The sequence below is a fragment of the uncultured Paraglaciecola sp. genome (assembly GCF_943787955.1).
Lineage (GTDB): Bacteria > Pseudomonadota > Gammaproteobacteria > Enterobacterales > Alteromonadaceae > Paraglaciecola.
The window spans coordinates 326,191-343,347 of record NZ_CALSOK010000013.1 but is presented as its reverse complement, the minus strand read 5'-3'; the positions used below and the strand labels follow the sequence as shown (position 1 = coordinate 343,347).

The window sequence follows — 17,157 nt, the reverse complement described above, 5'->3', positions numbered from 1 at the left end:
TCTTTCACTCCCAAACTGCTCTCTATTGCTATAGAGCTAGAGCTCAATACCAATAAAGATGATGCCACAGATATACGAATTGATTTAATCATCTATTACCTCTTTGAACGAGCCAATCTCAAGTTTTCTAATTGAACTTTGACCACCATTCCTGTATCGAGTTGCACTTGAATACCATCTTTACTGACATCAGTAATAGTTGCAGGCATCGGGCTCTTGCCAATCTTCACTGTCACAGCGGTTCCTGGGACAATATGCTCTCGCTCTAATCTTTCAGCGGGAGGCTGCTTAACCTTAGCTTGCTCTTTGTTAACCACTTTAGAGGTAGGTTTAAACTTAGGCGCTTCTTTCTTTTTGTAAGTAGGTCTTTACATCAGGGGCACCGGCGGCTTTAAGCTCTTTACGCTTTCTCTGCCACTTTAGCCTTGCTTTCATCAAGTTGCTTTTTAGCGTGTTCAACGTGTTCGTCTTCAATAGCAGCAACATCTTTGCCATCTAAATCAATACGCTGCGCACCCTTTTTGATGCTGTGCAGGTAACGCCAACTATTGGTGTAGTGTCTTAATGAAGAGCGAAGCAGCGTTTTGCTAACGCGCTCCTCATTCTCTAAGCGCTCAGCTAAATCTTGAAAAACACCTATTTTTAAAGGTTTAGCATCACCTTTATTACTAAAACAAGCGGGGAATTGTTCAACTAAGAAGCCAATGACTTCTTTGCTGTTCGAAAATTTTTGTGGATTATCCATTCAGTCTTCTAGTTAGTTCGTGTGTTAACGGGGTTCTTGGTGCTCATCATCCCAAGTTGCTAGAAGCTGGTCAACCCAGTCATACAAATCATCTTCATCTATATCGAGTAAATGTGCATCTTCTCGCCAATTTTCCCAAATATATTGGATCATATTCTCTAAAGAGGTGGAATTTATGTCTTCATGTGCCTTATCGTAAAGCAGATGAAGGATAGTATTTCATCCGATCTGTTGCGTCACTGGCGCTCTATCATCCCAGAAATCCATGTCATCAGCGGTGGCGAGCACCACTTGAATATCTATCGTACTGTTTCACTAAACAACACTCCCGGCTTCAACATCATCTGCATCGCTAGAAGGTTGCGTTGCAAGATATCGACAATTTGGCTCAAGCCCGCCTTATCATCAAGATCAAATCGGCGCGATGTCTGGACTGTCTATATCCAATACAGCAATAACTTGGTTGTTTTTGCGAATGGGTAACACAATTTCGGAATTAGATGCCGACATCACAAGCTATGTGCCCGGAAAACTGCTGTCACATCTTCAATCAGTTGGATAGCTATTGTCAGACACGGCCGTTCCACACACCCCCTTGCCAATGGGAATACGTATGCAGGCCGGTTGCCCGTGAAATGGGTCCCAAAACCAATTGTCCTTCTTTTACTAAATAAAAACCTGCCCAGTTAACTTTTTCCAATGCCCAATAAAGTATCGCACTGATATTCGCCATATTGGCTACTAAATCTTGTTCTCCAGCAACTATGGCTCCGACTTGTTGTGCCAATTGGGCATAGTGTTGCTTTTTGTTTTCTGCCATTAATCTAAACCTAATTAAGATGTAACTATTTATTAATCGTCTTGCAGTGCAAAAATAACTTTCACTCTTGCCTGTGTAGACATTTCTCCGGGTTGATAACTTTCGGATGTTTTGAATTGTCGTGTTTGCATCGCCATTGGTGCGACTGCGCCCGATGACTGCTCTGATATGGATATTACACCGGCTAATTTCAAGTCCAATACTTTAGCCATATCAATCGCCCGTTTTTGCGCATTTAACAAAGCCTGTTGTAATGCTCCTTGATAATTTTCATCAGCTTGACTGTTAGTAAATCTAAATTGATTAATCTGACTGACACCAAGGTTTAATACAGCATCTATAGACTGTTCGTATTGAGCCAAGGTTTTTAAGGTGACCTTAACCTGCCTAGTTAAAATAAACCCTTTTTGTTCTCGAACATTACCCTTGTATTCAACCCAAGGATTAAATTGTACTTGTAATGATTGAACTGCTTTTTTATCGACTCCAACCTTAATCAAAGCCTGCACCACAGAATTTGTTTTGTCGACGATAGCCTTATTTAGTTCTGAAGCGACTCTACCTTTTTGTTCAATTGACAAACTAAAACTAAAGCGATCGGGAACACTAAGTATGTTACCCACTCCTGAGACTTCAATTATTCTATTTTGTTGCCCATTGGTATGGTCTTTAGCGATGGCATTGCCAATCATTAAGGTGAACAAAAACAAAAACAAAATACGCATATATAACCTCGATAAACAGACATTTTCGAATAAATTTCAATTATGATGCATTCACAGCCATGAACATAGAATGAATCAACTTAAGCTACTGTTATTGTAATGGCTGCCTCATAACTAAACTGCCATAAAGATATTAATCCATTAATTTTTGGGATAAAAAAGTATATTCCAAAGCAGTTCTATTTGCTCTTTCTTGTAAATTAGCCGACGCTGAATGTCCTCCATCAATATTTTCATAATATTCAAAATCATGACCGTGCTTTTCTAACAGGTAAGCCATCTTTCTTGCGTGAGCAGGATGAACTCTATCGTCTTTGGTAGAGGTAACAAACATAATTGAAGGGTAGTCACCCTTTGGGTCAATGTTATGCACCGGTGATATCTTTTCTAAAAACGCGCGTTCATCAGTGACATCAGGGCTACCATATTCATCAACCCAAGAAGCCCCTGCTAGTAACTTGTGATAACGCAACATATCCAACAAAGGTACTTGGCAGATAACTGCATTCCATAGGTCTGGCCTTTGAATGTACATAACCCCCATTAACAGACCACCATTAGATCCTCCCATTATGCCTAGGCGTTTAGGAGAGGTAATTTTTTTAGCGATAATATCTTCACCAACGGCAATCATGTCATCAAAAATGACCTGTCGCTTAGTTTTAAGTCCTGCTTGATGCCAATTTGGACCAAATTCTCCACCACCACGAATATTTGCCAATACATAAACGCCGCCTTGTTCGAGCCAGTTTTTACCAAGCAACCCTGAATAACTTGGTTTTAGTGATACCTGAAAGCCACCATAAGCATATTGCAATGTAGGGTTTGTGCCATCAAATTGTATGTCTTTATGTCTGACTACAAAATACGGAATTTTTTCACCGTCTTTTGAACTGGCTTCAAATTGTTCAACTACAATATTTGACGCATCAAAACGAGCTAGAATGGATCTAATCGCAATAATATCTATATTTTTTACATCTACTTTAAATAAGGTATCAGGCGCCACAAAACTTTCTTGATTAATAAAAATGGTATCGCTATCAAGATTAGCTGATGAAACAGACATTAAACCGTTTTCAGGCATCGCCAATTTTATATGTGACCATTTATTATCAAAATCATAAATATATATATTACTGACTACATTTTCTAACAAGGTTAAAACTAGTTTATTACTTGTAATCGACACACCATCAATAGTGGCTCGTTCCTGAGGATGATAAACTAACTGTAAGTTTTTTATTTCTTGCTTTTGCAGCCAATGATCTAGATCAAAGGACACCAGATCTCCGCTATTAAAAGCTTGTCTTTTACCTTGTGGAGACCATTCTTGCTTGAGTGACAACATAAGTTGCCCTTTGAATACACCTTGCACTGCTACTTTTTTAGGCAGAGGTAATTGAACCGCATCACGTCCATCATCAGGAAGCCAAAAATATAACGATTCAAAAAATGTGACCGAGCGAACCGCCATATTCAGATTATTGTCGCCAAATTTAATAGTAACAGGCCATACACCTACATCTGTTTTTTCACCTTCAAATACTTGTTTTGCTTGAGAAAGTGCCTGCCCTCTTTGTAATGACTTGATAATATAAGGGTAGCCACTTTCAGTTAGAGAGTCTTCACCCCAGTGAGTGGCAATATTGATATTATCAATATCCTTCCAACTCACACCGGTTTTAGCTTCTGGAATAAAAAATCCATTCTCAACAAAAGATTGTTTGGAGTGATCCCACTCACGCATTTCGGCAGAGTCTTTTCCACCATCAGAAAGAGATAATAGGCAACGGTCGTAATCACTCTCTAAACATTGGGTACCTTTAAACACCCAATTTTTATCTTCTAAAGTAGAAAGGTTATCAATGCTTAACAAGTCTTGCCATTTAGGATGAGACTTTGTGTATTCATCTATAGTGGTTCTTCGTAACATGCCTCGAACCTGATTTTCGTCTTGCCAAAAATTGTAAACAAAACCACCTCGATAAGTGCCATAAGGGATTTTATCTTTGGCATTAACAATATCTAATCCAGAATCAAGATACTGAGCGTAACGTTTATCAGCCATCAGTTTATCTAAGGTCACTTTATTCCAAGCATTCACCTTATCTAAAGCTTGCTTGCCTTCTACTTCTTCTAACCACAAGGGGGCTTCTGCGACGGTTTCTGTCATAGGTAGACTTTGTTCCAATTTAATATATTGTTCTTCGGGGGTGACTACAACCAGTCACAATAAAAGTGCTGGCGCTAGTCAAAAATGTTAAAAAGTTCAGTTACAATTTTAGACCTTTTAAACCTTTTAGAACCTTGATTATTGCTCTGAATATTTATAAAAGGAATTAACAGACAAGATCAATTTAAAGACAATCACTAGGTATATACACCTCACCTTTCATAAGTTTTCTTGCACTTCGGCTCATTGACACTTTATTAACTGCCCATGTTCCATTATTGAATTCGGTTTGCGCGCCAACCTTTAGTGTTCCTGAAGGATGACCAAAAGTAACAGACTCAATCTCCCCCCCGCCAGCGGCTAAATTAACTAAGGTGCCTGGAATAGCTGCCGCCGTACCTATCGCAACAGCGGCAGTGCCCATCATGGCATGATGTAACTTGCCCATCGAAAGCGCTCTAACTGCCAAGTCGATAGTTTGGCTATCTACCATTTTGCCACTCGAAGTGAGATATTCTGCAGGTTTCGCTACAAAAGCAATTTTTGGGGTGTGTTGACGACTAACAGCCTCATCAATATGTTGAATTAACCCCATCTTCAGCGCACCATATGCACGGATAGTTTCAAAACGGTTCAGTGCTTGCGCATCACCGTTAATGGCTTCTTGTAATTCAGTCCCTGCATACCCTAGCGCTTCAGCATTTAGGAACATAGTAGGAATACCCGCATTGATCATCGTGGCTTTAAAATCACCCACATTTGGCACATGTAAATCATCAACCAAATTGCCGGTGGGGAACATGGCTTCATCACCTTCAACGGGGGCAACAAATTCCACTTTAACTTCGGCTGCTGGGAAGGTCACACCATCTAATTCGAAGTTACCTGTTTCTTGAACCAGTCCATCAGTAATAGGCACATGAGCAATAATAGTTTTGTTGATATTAGCTTGCCAAATACGTACTACACATACACCATTTTCAGGAATACGACTAGCGTCAACCAATGCATGACTAATTGCAAATGATCCTACAGCGGCGGTTAAGTTGCCACAATTGCCACTCCAATCGACAAATGCTGTATCGATAGAAACTTGACCAAACAAGTAATCTACGTCGTGTTCAGGTTGCGTACTTTTAGATAAAATGACAATTTTACTGGTACTTGAAGTAGCTCCGCCCATCCCATCAGTTTGTTTGCCGTAGGGATCTGGGCTGCCAATCACCCTAAGCAATAACTTATCCCTGGCCATACCAGGTATCTGCGCAGGTTCTGGTAAATCCGTCAGTTTAAAAAAAACCCCTTTGCTGGTCCCGCCGCGCATGTACGTCGCAGCAACACCTATTTGTGGTTTATGACTCATATATTTATGTCCTTTAGAATCCTACTCGTTATGCCACAGTAGACTCAAGAAAGTCCTGAGCAAAACGCTGCAGTACTCCGCCTGCTTCGTAAACCCGTACTTCCTCAGCAGTATCTAAACGACACGTCATAGGCACTTGCATTTGTTCAGCATTTTTACGGGTAATATGTAAGGTTAAAGTGGCGCCAGCAGCATAATCACCTATTACATCGTAGGTTTCAGTGCCGTCAATGCCTAAAGTATGACGAGTGGTACCGGGTTTAAATTCAAGGGGTAATACGCCCATGCCGACTAAATTAGTGCGGTGAATACGTTCAAAACCTTCAGCAGCAATGACTTCCACACCTGCTAAACGCACCCCTTTAGCAGCCCAATCTCTAGAAGAACCTTGCCCATAATCAGCACCTGCCACAATGATCAGCGGTTGTTTACGCTGCATATAGGTTTCGATAGTTTCCCACATACGCATCACTGTGCCTTCAGGCTCTAATCTAGCAAACGAACCAGGTTTTATTTCACCATTTTCCAAGACCATTTCATTTAACAATTTGGGATTAGCAAAGGTCGCTCTTTGGGCGGTAAGGTGATCACCTCGGTGAGTCGCATAAGAGTTAAAATCAACTTCAGGCAATCCCATTTTATCTAAGTACTCCCCTGCCGCACTGTCTAACATAATCGCATTAGACGGAGATAAATGATCAGTGGTAATGTTGTCGCCTAGCACTGCTAGTGGTCTCATTCCTTTCATGGAGCGCTCTCCAGCAAGCGCTCCTTCCCAGTATGGAGGTCTGCGAATATATGTGCTTTGAGGTCGCCAATCATATAACGGACTCTCAGCAGGTTCGAAGGTACCTAAATCAAACATGGGAGCGTATACTTTTTTAAATTGCTCTGGCTTAACAAACTCAGAGACAATCGCATCGATTTGTTCGTCACTTGGCCAGATATCTTTTAAGGTAATAGCAGTACCATTTTTATCATAACCTAACGCGTCTTTTTCAATATCAAAACGCATCGTACCCGCGATGGCATAAGCCACCACTAAGGGTGGAGATGCTAAAAAGGCCTGTTTGGCATAAGGATGAATTCGCCCATCAAAATTACGGTTACCCGATAAAACTGCAGTGGTATATAAATCACGATCTACCGCTTCTTTTTGAATGGCAGGGTCCAGAGCCCCGCTCATACCATTGCAGGTTGTGCATGCATATCCAACAATACCAAAACCTAATTTTTCCATTTCAGGTAATAACCCTGATTCTTCTAGGTAATACTTGGCCACTTTTGAACCTGGTGCAAATGACGATTTCACCCAAGGCTTTCTTAATAAACCTAATTCATTGGCTTTTTGAGCAATTAAACCCGCCGCCACTACGTTGCGTGGATTACTGGTGTTAGTACAGCTGGTAATAGCCGCAATAATAACCGCACCATCGGGCATTTCACCTTCTTTTTGCTCAACAGCATAGGCAATGCCTTTTGAAGCTAAATCGGCAGTAGCAAGACGACGATGTGGGCTAGAGGGCCCGGCCATATTGCGACCAACAGACGATAAATCAAACTCTAATACACGTTCGTATTCTGCATCGACTAAGTCATCTGCCCAAAGCCCCGTATGTTTAGCGTAAGTTTCAACTAACTCTACTTGTTCTGGTTCGCGACCAGTGATTTTCAAATAATCAATGGTTTGTTTGTCAATATAAAACATACCCGCAGACGCACCGTATTCAGGCGTCATATTTGAAATAGTAGCACGGTCTCCGATGGTTAAATCTGCAGCACCGTCGCCAAAAAACTCAAGATAGGCTGAAACGACTTTGGCGCTTCGTAAAAACTCAGTGATTGCTAATACAATGTCTGTGGCCGTGATACCTGACTGGCGTTTTCCGCTTAGTCTGACGCCAACAATATTCGGTAGACGCATCATAGATGGCCTGCCAAGCATAACTGTTTCCGCTTCTAAACCACCCACTCCGATGGCGATGACACCTAATGCATCGACATGAGGAGTATGGCTGTCTGTACCTACACAAGTATCCGGGAAAGCTACGCCGTCTCTTAGTTGAATTACGGGCGACATTTTTTCTAAATTAATTTGGTGCATGATGCCATTACCCGCAGGAATAACATCAACATTTTTAAACGCTGTTTTGGTCCATTCAATAAAATGAAACCGGTCCTCGTTACGTCTATCTTCGATGGCTCTATTTTTATCAAAGGCCTCAGAGTCATCCCCATTGTATTCAACAGCCAGTGAGTGATCGACGATTAATTGGGTTGGTACCACAGGGTTAACTTTTGACGGGTCGCCGCCTTGATCTGCTATTGCATCACGCAAGCCAGCTAAGTCAACAAGCGCTGTTTGTCCCAAAATATCATGACAAACAACACGTGCCGGATACCAAGGAAAATCCAACTCTTGTTTGCGATAAATAATTTGCTTTAGACAATCAGTCAGGGTATCAGGCGCGCATTTACGCACCAGTTGTTCAGCTAAGACTCGGGATGTATAGGGTAATTTTGCGTAAGCGCCTTGGCTAATGGCTTCAATTGCCCCGCGGGTATCAAAATAATCAATATTGGTTCCAGCTATTGTGAAACCTGGAAGAGGTTTGCGATATTCGTAATTCATATATAGACCCGCAAAATAGATAAGGAGAGTCAGGCCGATTATTATCAGCCTGTAATTAAGATGCTTTTAGCGTTGACTAATAGCTGTGATTTTTCTTGGCTCAGCACCGATATAGTCGGCACTTGGTCGAATGATACGATTGTTTGAACGTTGTTCCATGATATGAGCAGCCCAACCGGTTAGACGCGAACAAACAAATATAGGTGTAAATAACTTAGTCGGAATACCCATAAAATGATAAGTCGAGGCGTGAAAAAAGTCAGCATTACAGAATAATTTTTTGGTATCCCACATAAATTCTTCACAAGCTACTGAAATATCGTAAAGCATACTATCACCAAACTCTTGTCCTAATTTTTCTGACCACGCTTTAATAATCACGTTGCGTGGATCCGATTCACTATAAATAGCATGACCAAACCCCATGATTTTTTCTTTACGCTCTAACATTCCTGCCATTTGTATTTTCGCATCAGCAGGCGAGCTAAACTGCTGGATCATATCCATTGCCGCTTCATTTGCACCACCATGCAGGGGTCCCCTAAGAGAACCAATAGCACCTGTCACACACGAATACATATCAGACAAAGTAGAGGCACAAACACGAGCGGTAAAAGTAGAAGCATTAAATTCATGCTCAGCATATAAAATAAGTGATACGTCCATCACTTTTCTGTGAAGCTCCGAGGGAGTGTCACCTGTAAGTAGCTTTAAGAAATGACCGCCAATAGAATCTTCATCCGTCGTACAATCAATTTCAACACCGTCATGACTATACTTGTACCAAAAACACATGATTGCTGGGAAAGCGGCAAGCAATCTGTTTGAAGCTGTGTTTTGTTGACTGAAGTCAACCTCAGGTTCAAGGTTACCTAAAAAAGAGCAACCGGTGCGCATCACATCCATTGGATGAGCGTCTGCAGGTATCAATTTTAACACTTCTTTTAAGGCGTTAGGTAAATCACGCTGAGTGAGTAACTCTGCTTTATAGCTATTTAATGCTGCTTGATTGGGAAGTTCGCCGTTAAATAATAAATAAGCTACTTCTTCAAACGTTGCATTGTCCGCTAAATCTGACACGTCATAACCACAATAGGTAAGTCCCGATCCTGATTTTCCAACAGTACACAGTTTTGTTTCACCAGCACTTTGGCCACGAAGACCGGCACCACTAAGTTTTTTTTCAGCCATTGTTTATTCCAACCTATATAAATTAAACCCTTGTTTTTTTTATTACATATTAAGGGGTTGAGGTTTCTAATATTGTTTATAAAACAAGATTAATTCGAACGTTACTTGTTTTTACCTTCAGAAAATAGTGAGTCCAGTTTTTGTTCATAGGCGTGATAACCAAGGTAGTCATACAATTCCATGCGAGTTTGCATGCTATCAACCACAGCTTTTTGATCACCATTGGTCATAATAGACTGGTAGACATTTTCAGCCGCTTTATTCATGGCTCTAAATGCACTAAGTGGATACAGCACCATATCAGCGCCCCACTCACCTAACTCTTTCTTATTCCATAATTCAGTTTGACCAAACTCTGTGATATTTGCCAGAATTGGTACGTCTAAGGCTTCAGAAAATGCTCGATAATGTGCTTCAGTTTGCACCGCTTCGGCAAAAATACCATCTGCTCCAGCTGCAGCGTAAGCTTTAGCCCGTGCTATAGAAGATCCTAATCCTTCTTGAGCAAAAGAATCAGTACGCGCCATGATGAAAAAATCAAGATCGGAGCGGGCGTCAACAGCGGCTTTGATGCGATCAACCATCTCTTCAGTGGATACAATTTCTTTATTAGGTCGATGACCACAGCGCTTTTGCGCCACTTGGTCTTCTATATGCACAGCTGCAGCGCCTGCTTTCTCCATATCACGTATGGTTTTAGCAATATTAAATGCTCCACCCCAACCAGTGTCAATATCGATTAATAAAGGTAAGTCGCAGGCAGCAGTAATTCGCTGAACATCTGCCAATACGTCATTCAAAGAGGTCAAACCTAAGTCTGGTAAACCATAGGATGCATTCGCAACCCCACCACCTGAAAGATAGATAGCATGATGGCCAATTTTTTTGGCCATCATCGCTGTATACGCGTTGATAGTGCCAACGATTTGTAAAGGTTGATTGTCTTTTAGTGCTTGACGAAAACGTTGTCCGGGAGTGCTCATAAGGTATTCATCCTTTTTTCTACATTTTTTCGTGATGCTGAAATATGCCTACGCATTAGTATTTCAGCCAGTTCACCATCTTTATCTTCGATGGCTTGAATAATGTGATGATGTTCAGAAAAGGCTCTTTTAGCGCGGGGACTGGCCATTCCAAACTGATAACGATACATACGCACCAAATAATATAGTTCTTCACATAAAAGCCGGATCAGTAGTTTGTTGCCACTGCCCATCACTATGCGAAAATGAAAGTCTAAATCCCCTTCTTCTTGAATATAAGCCTGCCCTTGCTTCAAAGATTCGTACTGATTGTGTACATCGAGTAATTTTTTTAAATCAGTAATTTGTATTGAAGTCATATTTTTTGCCGCTAACCGACATGCCATACCCTCTAAAGATTCTCTAACTCGAAATACCTCAAGCAGTTGCTCAGTTGATAATGTCACCACGCGATAACCAATGTTGGCTTTACGTTCAAGTAAACCGCAACCTTCTAGGCGAGATAGTGCATCACGTAATGTGCTGCGGCTGATTTCGTAATATTTGGCGAGACCGGGTTCACTTAACTTAGAGCCAGTTAAAATATTACCCTCAACAATACGTTGCCGTATATCGGTGAATACCGTGTCTGCTCGAGTAATACCAGGTGAAATGTGTGTTAATATTTGCAATGAATTATTGTCGACAATAAATATATATATAACAATTCTAAAACTTCTTATTAAGAATAACAAGAGTAACTGTCGACAATTAACATTGTTTACAATATTGACTTATTTAGTTAAGTACCATGTCTAAACTAGCTACACAATAATCAACATTTTTTTGACTTGAACCACAGCCCATTAAACCGATCCTCCATACTTTACCCGCCAATGCACCTAAGCCAGCACCAATTTCTAGGTTGAACTCACTGAGTAATCTATTGCGAACATCAGCATCATCGACACCTTCTGGAATACGTACCATGTTCAGTTGCGGTAGACGATAATCTTGGTCAACAACGAATTCTAGCCCTAATTTTTCTAACCCAGCTTTTAAACTAAGATGATTTTTAAGGTGCCTCGCATGAGTCGGTTGTAGTCCTTCTTGTTGCAATATTAACAGCGATTCGTGTAACGCATAAATGCTATTAACTGGGGCCGTGTGATGGTAAGCGCGTTTAGCTCCCTTACCCCAGTAACCCATCACTAAGTCCATATCTAAGAACCAGCTTTGCACCAGATGCTTACGTTTTTTAATAACTGCGATGGCCTGTTCACTAAAAGAAACAGGCGATAAACCTGGAACACAAGAAAGACATTTTTGGGTTCCCGAATAAATCGCATCAATCTGCCAATCATCAACTCTTAACTCGCTGCCACCCAGAGATGTCACAGCATCGACTATGGTTAAACAATCAAACTCTTTGGCCAGTTGGCATAATGCTTTGGCATCATTCAACACACCTGTTGAAGTTTCAGCATGAACAAAAGCCACGGCTTTTACATCAGGGTTAGCTTGCAATGCTACTCTTACTTTATTTAGGTCTGTGGGTTTACCCCAATCATCTTGCACCATAATAGCTTGACCACCGCAACGCTGAACATTTTGCTGCATACGTCCGCCAAACACACCATTTTGACACACGATCACTTTATCGCCTGGCTCAACTAAATTAACAAAAACAGACTCCATACCCGCAGATCCTGGTGCAGAAATAGGCATCGTTAATGCGTTGTTAGTTTGAAATGCGTATTGTAGTAACTGCTTTACTTCATCCATTAGATCAACAAACTTTGGATCTAAATGACCGATTGTAGGCCTAGCTAAAGCTTTGAGAACTTGAGGATATACGTCTGAAGGACCTGGCCCCATGAGTACTCGGGTTGGAGGTATAAAAGATGAAAATAATAGAGACATAGATAATCCAAAATTTGACTGATTTTTATAGATTGATTATTGCAGTATAAACTCATAGCTACAATACAAGTGTAACGAGGATAAATAAGATAAATGCTCACTTACAAAATCATTATTAAACCTAATAAAGTATTCAAAAACTTAAAAAACACCTGTATAAAGCTATATTAAAGCATTGATTTAAATAACAAAAAATTAAGTCTAATAAATATTTACTTTTACACAAAGTTGTTCTAATTTAAAAACAATTTCATGAATTTCACTTCAAAGCAGTGATATTTATAGTAGCGTACAGCTCTAAAAGCCATTCCCCTAAGTCCGAACTATTAAAAGGCTCGGACATTTTTTTGTCTTAAAATTCAAGATGATTTTAATTGAGTTAAAAATCGTTTGGCATTATCAACATAATGCTGTGCAGATTGTTGAAGCATTTTTTGCTGCTGTTCTGGAATAGACTTAATAATTTTAGCAGGTGACCCCATCACTAGTGAGCCATCAGGGATCTGCATGTTTTCAGTGATTAAACTATTAGCACCTATGACACAATACTTACCAATTTTCGCACCGTTTAACACTACACTATTAATTCCTATCAAACTGTAATCCCCAACCTCACAGCCATGCAACATTACCTTATGACCAACTGTGACACCTTTACCAATAGTTAAAGGTACACCCACATCGGTGTGTAATACTGAACCATCTTGAACATTACTGTTTTCACCGATTGTAATGACATCACAATCACCGCGAACCACAGCATTAAACCAAACACTGCTGTTCTGCTGCATGACCACTTTACCAATAACATGTGCACCAGGCGCAACAAAAACACCTTCTGCAATTTGAACATGATCATCACCTAAGGAATAAATCATTGGTCTTCTCCCATTTGACGCAGTAAGCCTTCTTGCATTGTTGATGCGACTAACTTGCCCTCACGATTAAAGAACTGTCCTCTAACTAACCCTCTGGCGCCACCAGAAAAAGGGCTTTCAGCGCAATACAATAACCAATCATCGAAATCGAAAGGGTGATGAAACCACATAGAATGATCGATCGTTGCCATACGTATATTTTTATCTCGAGTAGACACCCCGTGTGGATGAAGAGCTGTAGATAAAAGGTGATAATCAGATGCATATGCCAGCATCACTTGATTAAGGTTGATATTACCAGACAACAACTCTTGTGCCTTCATCCAAATATAGCGTTTTGGCTGTTGCACTATTTTTTTTGTAGGGTCAACATAATCAACGGTACGCATATCAATGGGTTTGTGGTAACCGGTATTTTCACACATACGTTTAGGTATATCTTGATTGCTACCAAACACTTTATTGTCAGACATTATATCTTCAGGTGGAGGAACGATAGGCATGTCAGCATATTGATGAGCCAGTCCCTCTTCAGGAGCTTGAAAAGAGGCCGTCATATAAAAAATATTTCTACCATTTTGAATGGCTTTTACTCTTCGGGTTGAAAAACTACGACCGTCTCTAACGTTTTCCACATCAAATATCACCGGTTTATTTGCATCACCAGGTAATAAAAAATAGCTATGAAATGAATGCGAAATACGTCCTTCGGGCAAAGTGAGCTGAGCTGCAGCAAGAGCCTGACCTAATACCTGCCCTCCAAATAACGCTCGGTACCCTAGGTCCCAACTTTGTCCACGAAACAAACCTTCTTCAATTTTATCTAAGGTTAATAATTCTACTAGTTTTACTTCTGACATAAGCTCTCTATTTATTCAGTACACTATGGCTATTTGCCCTAAGTGTGTTGATGTGGATCCTTAGGGTAAAATTTATCAGGTAATTGACCTTGATGGGTAAAAAATCGTGTATCTTTAAACGGCAATTTCATAAATCCAGAAATTCCAAGTCCATTAATGGTTGGAATTAGTTCAATAACATCTTTTAATAAACTCTTAAACTCCATTTCCATACTGTGATTTAGTAACTTGTAATCGCTATGTATTTTAAGATGTGTCGGTAATGATTCGAAAATGATACAGCCTGTATGATGAATACTATTTAATTGACTGATCACAGCCATTAACTTTTTAGGAAGAGTTAATAATTCGTCTGGGTCATCACCATCTTCAAAGTAAGAATGCATATGTGTATCATGTTCAGCAAGTGATATTGCGCTTAATTCATAAGGTATTTGCATGGTTTTTTTAGGTATAAACACACTATTTTCATCACTTCGTTCAACATGCAACGTATCTCGAGCGTTGAACATACAACACTTAAAAACACCGTTTCGGTTAATGGCTCTGGCAAAATGTACAACATTATTAACCGACGCTTCGAATGACGTTTGTAGTGATATGTCATACAAATTCAGACTAGAGTCGATATATACCCCAGTCTCTTCCCACCTTACCGCTAACCCTCCCACTACGGGATATTTACCCAAACGACTCACTGCAGCCACAAAGGCCTTTTCTGTATCACCCATGCCTTGCATGAAGTTTTTATAATATCGCTCAAACTGAGCATCGTCTATATATCTAAGTTCTTGTTCTGCTTGGCAAACCTCTATTCGTAAAAATGACTTTCGAGAACTGTAAACAACGGTATCAATTTCTTTGTAATCTTGACTAACCCGGGTAGGTATCAACGAAGTATGCAGATGACGAATATTTTCATTTAAGACTATGTTTTTTATGTATTGCATATTGTTAATAAAATAGTCCCCCCCTTTCTCTCGTATCTGAGGTGAATCACTCATCATTGCAGTTAAGGTTTTGGCCAGTTCTTGAGGTAACCCAAGAGAATTTGGACTGATAACTTTATGCCCAAAACGACTTGATTGACCTGATGCCAGTGCATACAAAGTACTTGCCAGACCTTGTTCATCGAATCTTACCGAAGATAAGCCACCATTGAGCTGATCATCGCCAATAAAATACACATCACCTAAACGCGCATTAGTTTGCTGCATGTCACTGGACATTAAGTCCATTACATTATTGCCTATAAATTGACCTTGGTGGTCAATTTGTGCAAAAACAGACGAGCCCCAATCAATCAATCCTACTTGTTCGTTGCTTTCATCAAACACGATGTTCGAAGGTTTGATATCACCATGAACGATTGGTTTAGTTTGACCTTGTTGTTGATGCCCCCGTAAATATAATAAAATATCGGCCAGTTGCCCTGCTATTTTTATAACGAGTTGTACCGATAAGGGGCCATACTTTAAGGATATCTTCTCTAAATCTTCGCCTTTGGCTCGGTCCATAACCAAGACAGACTGTTTATTGATACGCTGATATTCGATTAGCCGAGGAACGTAGGGATGATTAACTAAGCTCAACATATACGCTTCTTCTTCAAACCGGTCTTGAACATGTTGCGGCAGATTTATCCGAGAAAATTTAAAAACCTGTTGTTGAGGTTGGGTGGTACTTTGAGAAACGTTTGCTTTTGAAACCTTTGCTTTTGAAACAGTGCCTGCGAATGCAAACCCAAATGCACCTTTGCCTATCAATTCAATGTTTTGATAACCCAATAACAGTAACTGGTCGGTGCACAACTTAAACCAATCTTTTAGTTTTTTGGCATCCTTGTGTGACAGCAAATAAATAGACTGCTCATCAGGTATATAAAAATGTTTAATATTCGCGGGTGTCAACATCTCAGAGTGACCAACTATTCTTCAATTAACCAATCAACAGAGAATGATGCGCTATCGTTTTGAGCCATTAATGGTGTCAGTTCTTGTAAACTTTCTGTAATCTGCTTATCAAGCTGCCAAGGTGCGTTAATGATAAGCATACCAGACCCATACATGCCTCCCAGCTCACCGCCATCGGTTACGCGTAACTCTATTTTAAGCATGTTCTTAAAAGGATGTTGGTTTAGGCTCTCCAGCATCGCTTCACTTTTTCCTTTTTTACTGTCGCTGCTTTCAAAGCTTGCATTTGAAGATTGTCTATCAGTTATTAAGGGATACCAAATCGCATAAATCGCAGAATTCCATCTCTTGTGAGCAGATATCACGGTATCGACTACTTGTTGATATTCACTCGCCACTTCATATGAAGGGTCGATAAGCACCATACCTCGTTGCATGTTGGGTGGCGTTAAAGCTAACAAACCTTCATATCCATCCCTATGATGAATAGCGATATTTTTACCGCCAAGATTGCTTTTTAAATTGAGTATTTCCTGATTGTGCCATTCCATCAAAATCAGTTGGTCCTGTGGACGCAACATAGATTTGGCTATTTCTGGCGAACCCGGATATTGATTAAATTTTTTATACGCTGCCACCAAAGACAAATAATCGCTCATTGCTTTGTTTTGTGCTGCATGCCCGGTAAGGCGATCAATGCCATGTTTAAATTCTTTAGTTTTAAGGGCTTCTTCTGAATTTAGCTGATACACCCCTGCACCACTGTGCGTATCGAAATAACAGAAGCCTTTGTCTTTGCTTTTAAGCTTGTTGATGATCAACATCTGGCAAAGGTGTTTTAATACATCCCCATGATTACCTGCATGATAGCTATGTCGATAACTTAGCAAACTGAATTCCTTAATTTAACGGAGTTATTGAATATTTGCGTTAATCTTAAAGCAAAAATAAACCCGCTGTTAGCGGGTT

At 40.2% G+C, this 17,157-nt stretch carries 14 protein-coding genes and 2 pseudogenes; all 16 read right to left on the bottom strand.

All coding sequences use genetic code 11. The annotated features are described in order from the left end of the window. Window positions 1-95: 95 nt before the first annotated feature. The 16 genes and pseudogenes from Q0Y52_RS13535 to rlmJ all read right to left on the bottom strand — a co-directional run bounded on the left by Q0Y52_RS13535 (window position 96) and on the right by rlmJ (window position 17,078). Complete coding sequence (locus tag Q0Y52_RS13535; protein ID WP_297822404.1) at window positions 96-236, bottom strand: hypothetical protein; 141 nt, start codon at window positions 234-236, stop codon at window positions 96-98. 164 nt (window positions 237-400) lie between these two features. Continuing rightward, the gene (proQ, locus tag Q0Y52_RS13530; RefSeq protein ID WP_297822402.1) at window positions 401-745 is read right to left on the bottom strand and encodes an RNA chaperone ProQ; all 345 of its coding nucleotides are present in this window, start codon (window positions 743-745) and stop codon (window positions 401-403) included. Window positions 746-769: 24 nt separating this feature from the next. Further along, window positions 770-1,012: pseudogene (locus Q0Y52_RS13525) on the bottom strand (hypothetical protein). A 32-nt stretch (window positions 1,013-1,044) separates the two neighbouring features. Then, a pseudogene (locus Q0Y52_RS13520) lies at window positions 1,045-1,565 on the bottom strand (GAF domain-containing protein). A gap of 32 nt (window positions 1,566-1,597) precedes the next feature. Then, entirely contained in the window at window positions 1,598-2,290 is a 693-nt protein-coding gene (locus tag Q0Y52_RS13515; RefSeq protein WP_297822400.1) for an SIMPL domain-containing protein, read from the bottom strand. A gap of 133 nt (window positions 2,291-2,423) precedes the next feature. Next, complete coding sequence (locus Q0Y52_RS13510) at window positions 2,424-4,466, bottom strand: prolyl oligopeptidase family serine peptidase (RefSeq protein ID WP_297822398.1); 2,043 nt, start codon at window positions 4,464-4,466, stop codon at window positions 2,424-2,426. Window positions 4,467-4,650: 184 nt separating this feature from the next. Then, a complete protein-coding gene (prpF, locus tag Q0Y52_RS13505; RefSeq protein ID WP_297822396.1) occupies window positions 4,651-5,829 on the bottom strand; it encodes a 2-methylaconitate cis-trans isomerase PrpF in 1,179 nt (392 codons plus the stop codon). A gap of 28 nt (window positions 5,830-5,857) precedes the next feature. Further along, window positions 5,858-8,461 (bottom strand): Fe/S-dependent 2-methylisocitrate dehydratase AcnD, encoded by a 2,604-nt coding sequence (gene acnD, locus Q0Y52_RS13500; protein ID WP_297822394.1) that lies wholly within the window; start codon window positions 8,459-8,461, stop codon window positions 5,858-5,860. A gap of 66 nt (window positions 8,462-8,527) precedes the next feature. Then, entirely contained in the window at window positions 8,528-9,652 is a 1,125-nt protein-coding gene (prpC, locus tag Q0Y52_RS13495) for a 2-methylcitrate synthase (protein WP_297822392.1), read from the bottom strand. 101 nt (window positions 9,653-9,753) lie between these two features. After that, a complete protein-coding gene (prpB, locus tag Q0Y52_RS13490) occupies window positions 9,754-10,635 on the bottom strand; it encodes a methylisocitrate lyase (RefSeq protein ID WP_297822390.1) in 882 nt (293 codons plus the stop codon). Further along, window positions 10,632-11,306: a GntR family transcriptional regulator gene (locus Q0Y52_RS13485; protein ID WP_297822388.1), complete on the bottom strand. Its 675-nt coding sequence runs from the start codon at window positions 11,304-11,306 to the stop codon at window positions 10,632-10,634. The genes prpB and Q0Y52_RS13485 overlap by 4 nt, the downstream gene beginning before the upstream one ends. A 106-nt stretch (window positions 11,307-11,412) precedes the next feature. Continuing rightward, the gene (locus tag Q0Y52_RS13480; RefSeq protein WP_297822385.1) at window positions 11,413-12,537 is read right to left on the bottom strand and encodes an alanine--glyoxylate aminotransferase family protein; all 1,125 of its coding nucleotides are present in this window, start codon (window positions 12,535-12,537) and stop codon (window positions 11,413-11,415) included. Window positions 12,538-12,896: 359 nt separating this feature from the next. Beyond that, window positions 12,897-13,415 carry a gamma carbonic anhydrase family protein gene (locus Q0Y52_RS13475; protein ID WP_297822383.1) on the bottom strand — a complete coding sequence of 173 codons (519 nt, stop codon included), beginning with the start codon at window positions 13,413-13,415 and terminating at the stop codon, window positions 12,897-12,899. After that, window positions 13,412-14,275, bottom strand: a complete 864-nt coding sequence (locus Q0Y52_RS13470; protein ID WP_297822381.1) for an acyl-CoA thioesterase domain-containing protein — start codon at window positions 14,273-14,275, stop codon at window positions 13,412-13,414. Before Q0Y52_RS13470 ends, Q0Y52_RS13475 begins: the two co-directional genes overlap by 4 nt. Before the next feature lie 38 nt (window positions 14,276-14,313). After that, on the bottom strand, window positions 14,314-16,188 hold the full coding sequence (locus Q0Y52_RS13465) for a protein kinase (protein WP_297822378.1): 1,875 nt from the start codon (window positions 16,186-16,188) through the stop codon (window positions 14,314-14,316). Window positions 16,189-16,202: 14 nt separating this feature from the next. Beyond that, window positions 16,203-17,078: a 23S rRNA (adenine(2030)-N(6))-methyltransferase RlmJ gene (gene rlmJ, locus Q0Y52_RS13460; protein ID WP_297822376.1), complete on the bottom strand. Its 876-nt coding sequence runs from the start codon at window positions 17,076-17,078 to the stop codon at window positions 16,203-16,205. Between the last annotated feature and the right edge of the window lie 79 nt (window positions 17,079-17,157).

What these genes read in the sequence shown, in the direction of transcription:
- prpB (WP_297822390.1), bottom strand. Translation starts at nt 10,635, where the DNA reads ATGAGCACTCCCGGACAACGTTTTCGTCAAGCACTAAAAGACAATCAA.
- Q0Y52_RS13465 (WP_297822378.1), bottom strand. Translation starts at nt 16,188, where the DNA reads ATGTTGACACCCGCGAATATTAAACATTTTTATATACCTGATGAGCAG.
- prpF (WP_297822396.1), bottom strand. Translation starts at nt 5,829, where the DNA reads ATGAGTCATAAACCACAAATAGGTGTTGCTGCGACGTACATGCGCGGC.
- proQ (WP_297822402.1), bottom strand. Translation starts at nt 745, where the DNA reads ATGGATAATCCACAAAAATTTTCGAACAGCAAAGAAGTCATTGGCTTC.
- Q0Y52_RS13510 (WP_297822398.1), bottom strand. Translation starts at nt 4,466, where the DNA reads ATGACAGAAACCGTCGCAGAAGCCCCCTTGTGGTTAGAAGAAGTAGAA.
- acnD (WP_297822394.1), bottom strand. Translation starts at nt 8,461, where the DNA reads ATGAATTACGAATATCGCAAACCTCTTCCAGGTTTCACAATAGCTGGA.
- Q0Y52_RS13515 (WP_297822400.1), bottom strand. Translation starts at nt 2,290, where the DNA reads ATGCGTATTTTGTTTTTGTTTTTGTTCACCTTAATGATTGGCAATGCC.
- prpC (WP_297822392.1), bottom strand. Translation starts at nt 9,652, where the DNA reads ATGGCTGAAAAAAAACTTAGTGGTGCCGGTCTTCGTGGCCAAAGTGCT.
- Q0Y52_RS13480 (WP_297822385.1), bottom strand. Translation starts at nt 12,537, where the DNA reads ATGTCTCTATTATTTTCATCTTTTATACCTCCAACCCGAGTACTCATG.
- Q0Y52_RS13475 (WP_297822383.1), bottom strand. Translation starts at nt 13,415, where the DNA reads ATGATTTATTCCTTAGGTGATGATCATGTTCAAATTGCAGAAGGTGTT.
- Q0Y52_RS13470 (WP_297822381.1), bottom strand. Translation starts at nt 14,275, where the DNA reads ATGTCAGAAGTAAAACTAGTAGAATTATTAACCTTAGATAAAATTGAA.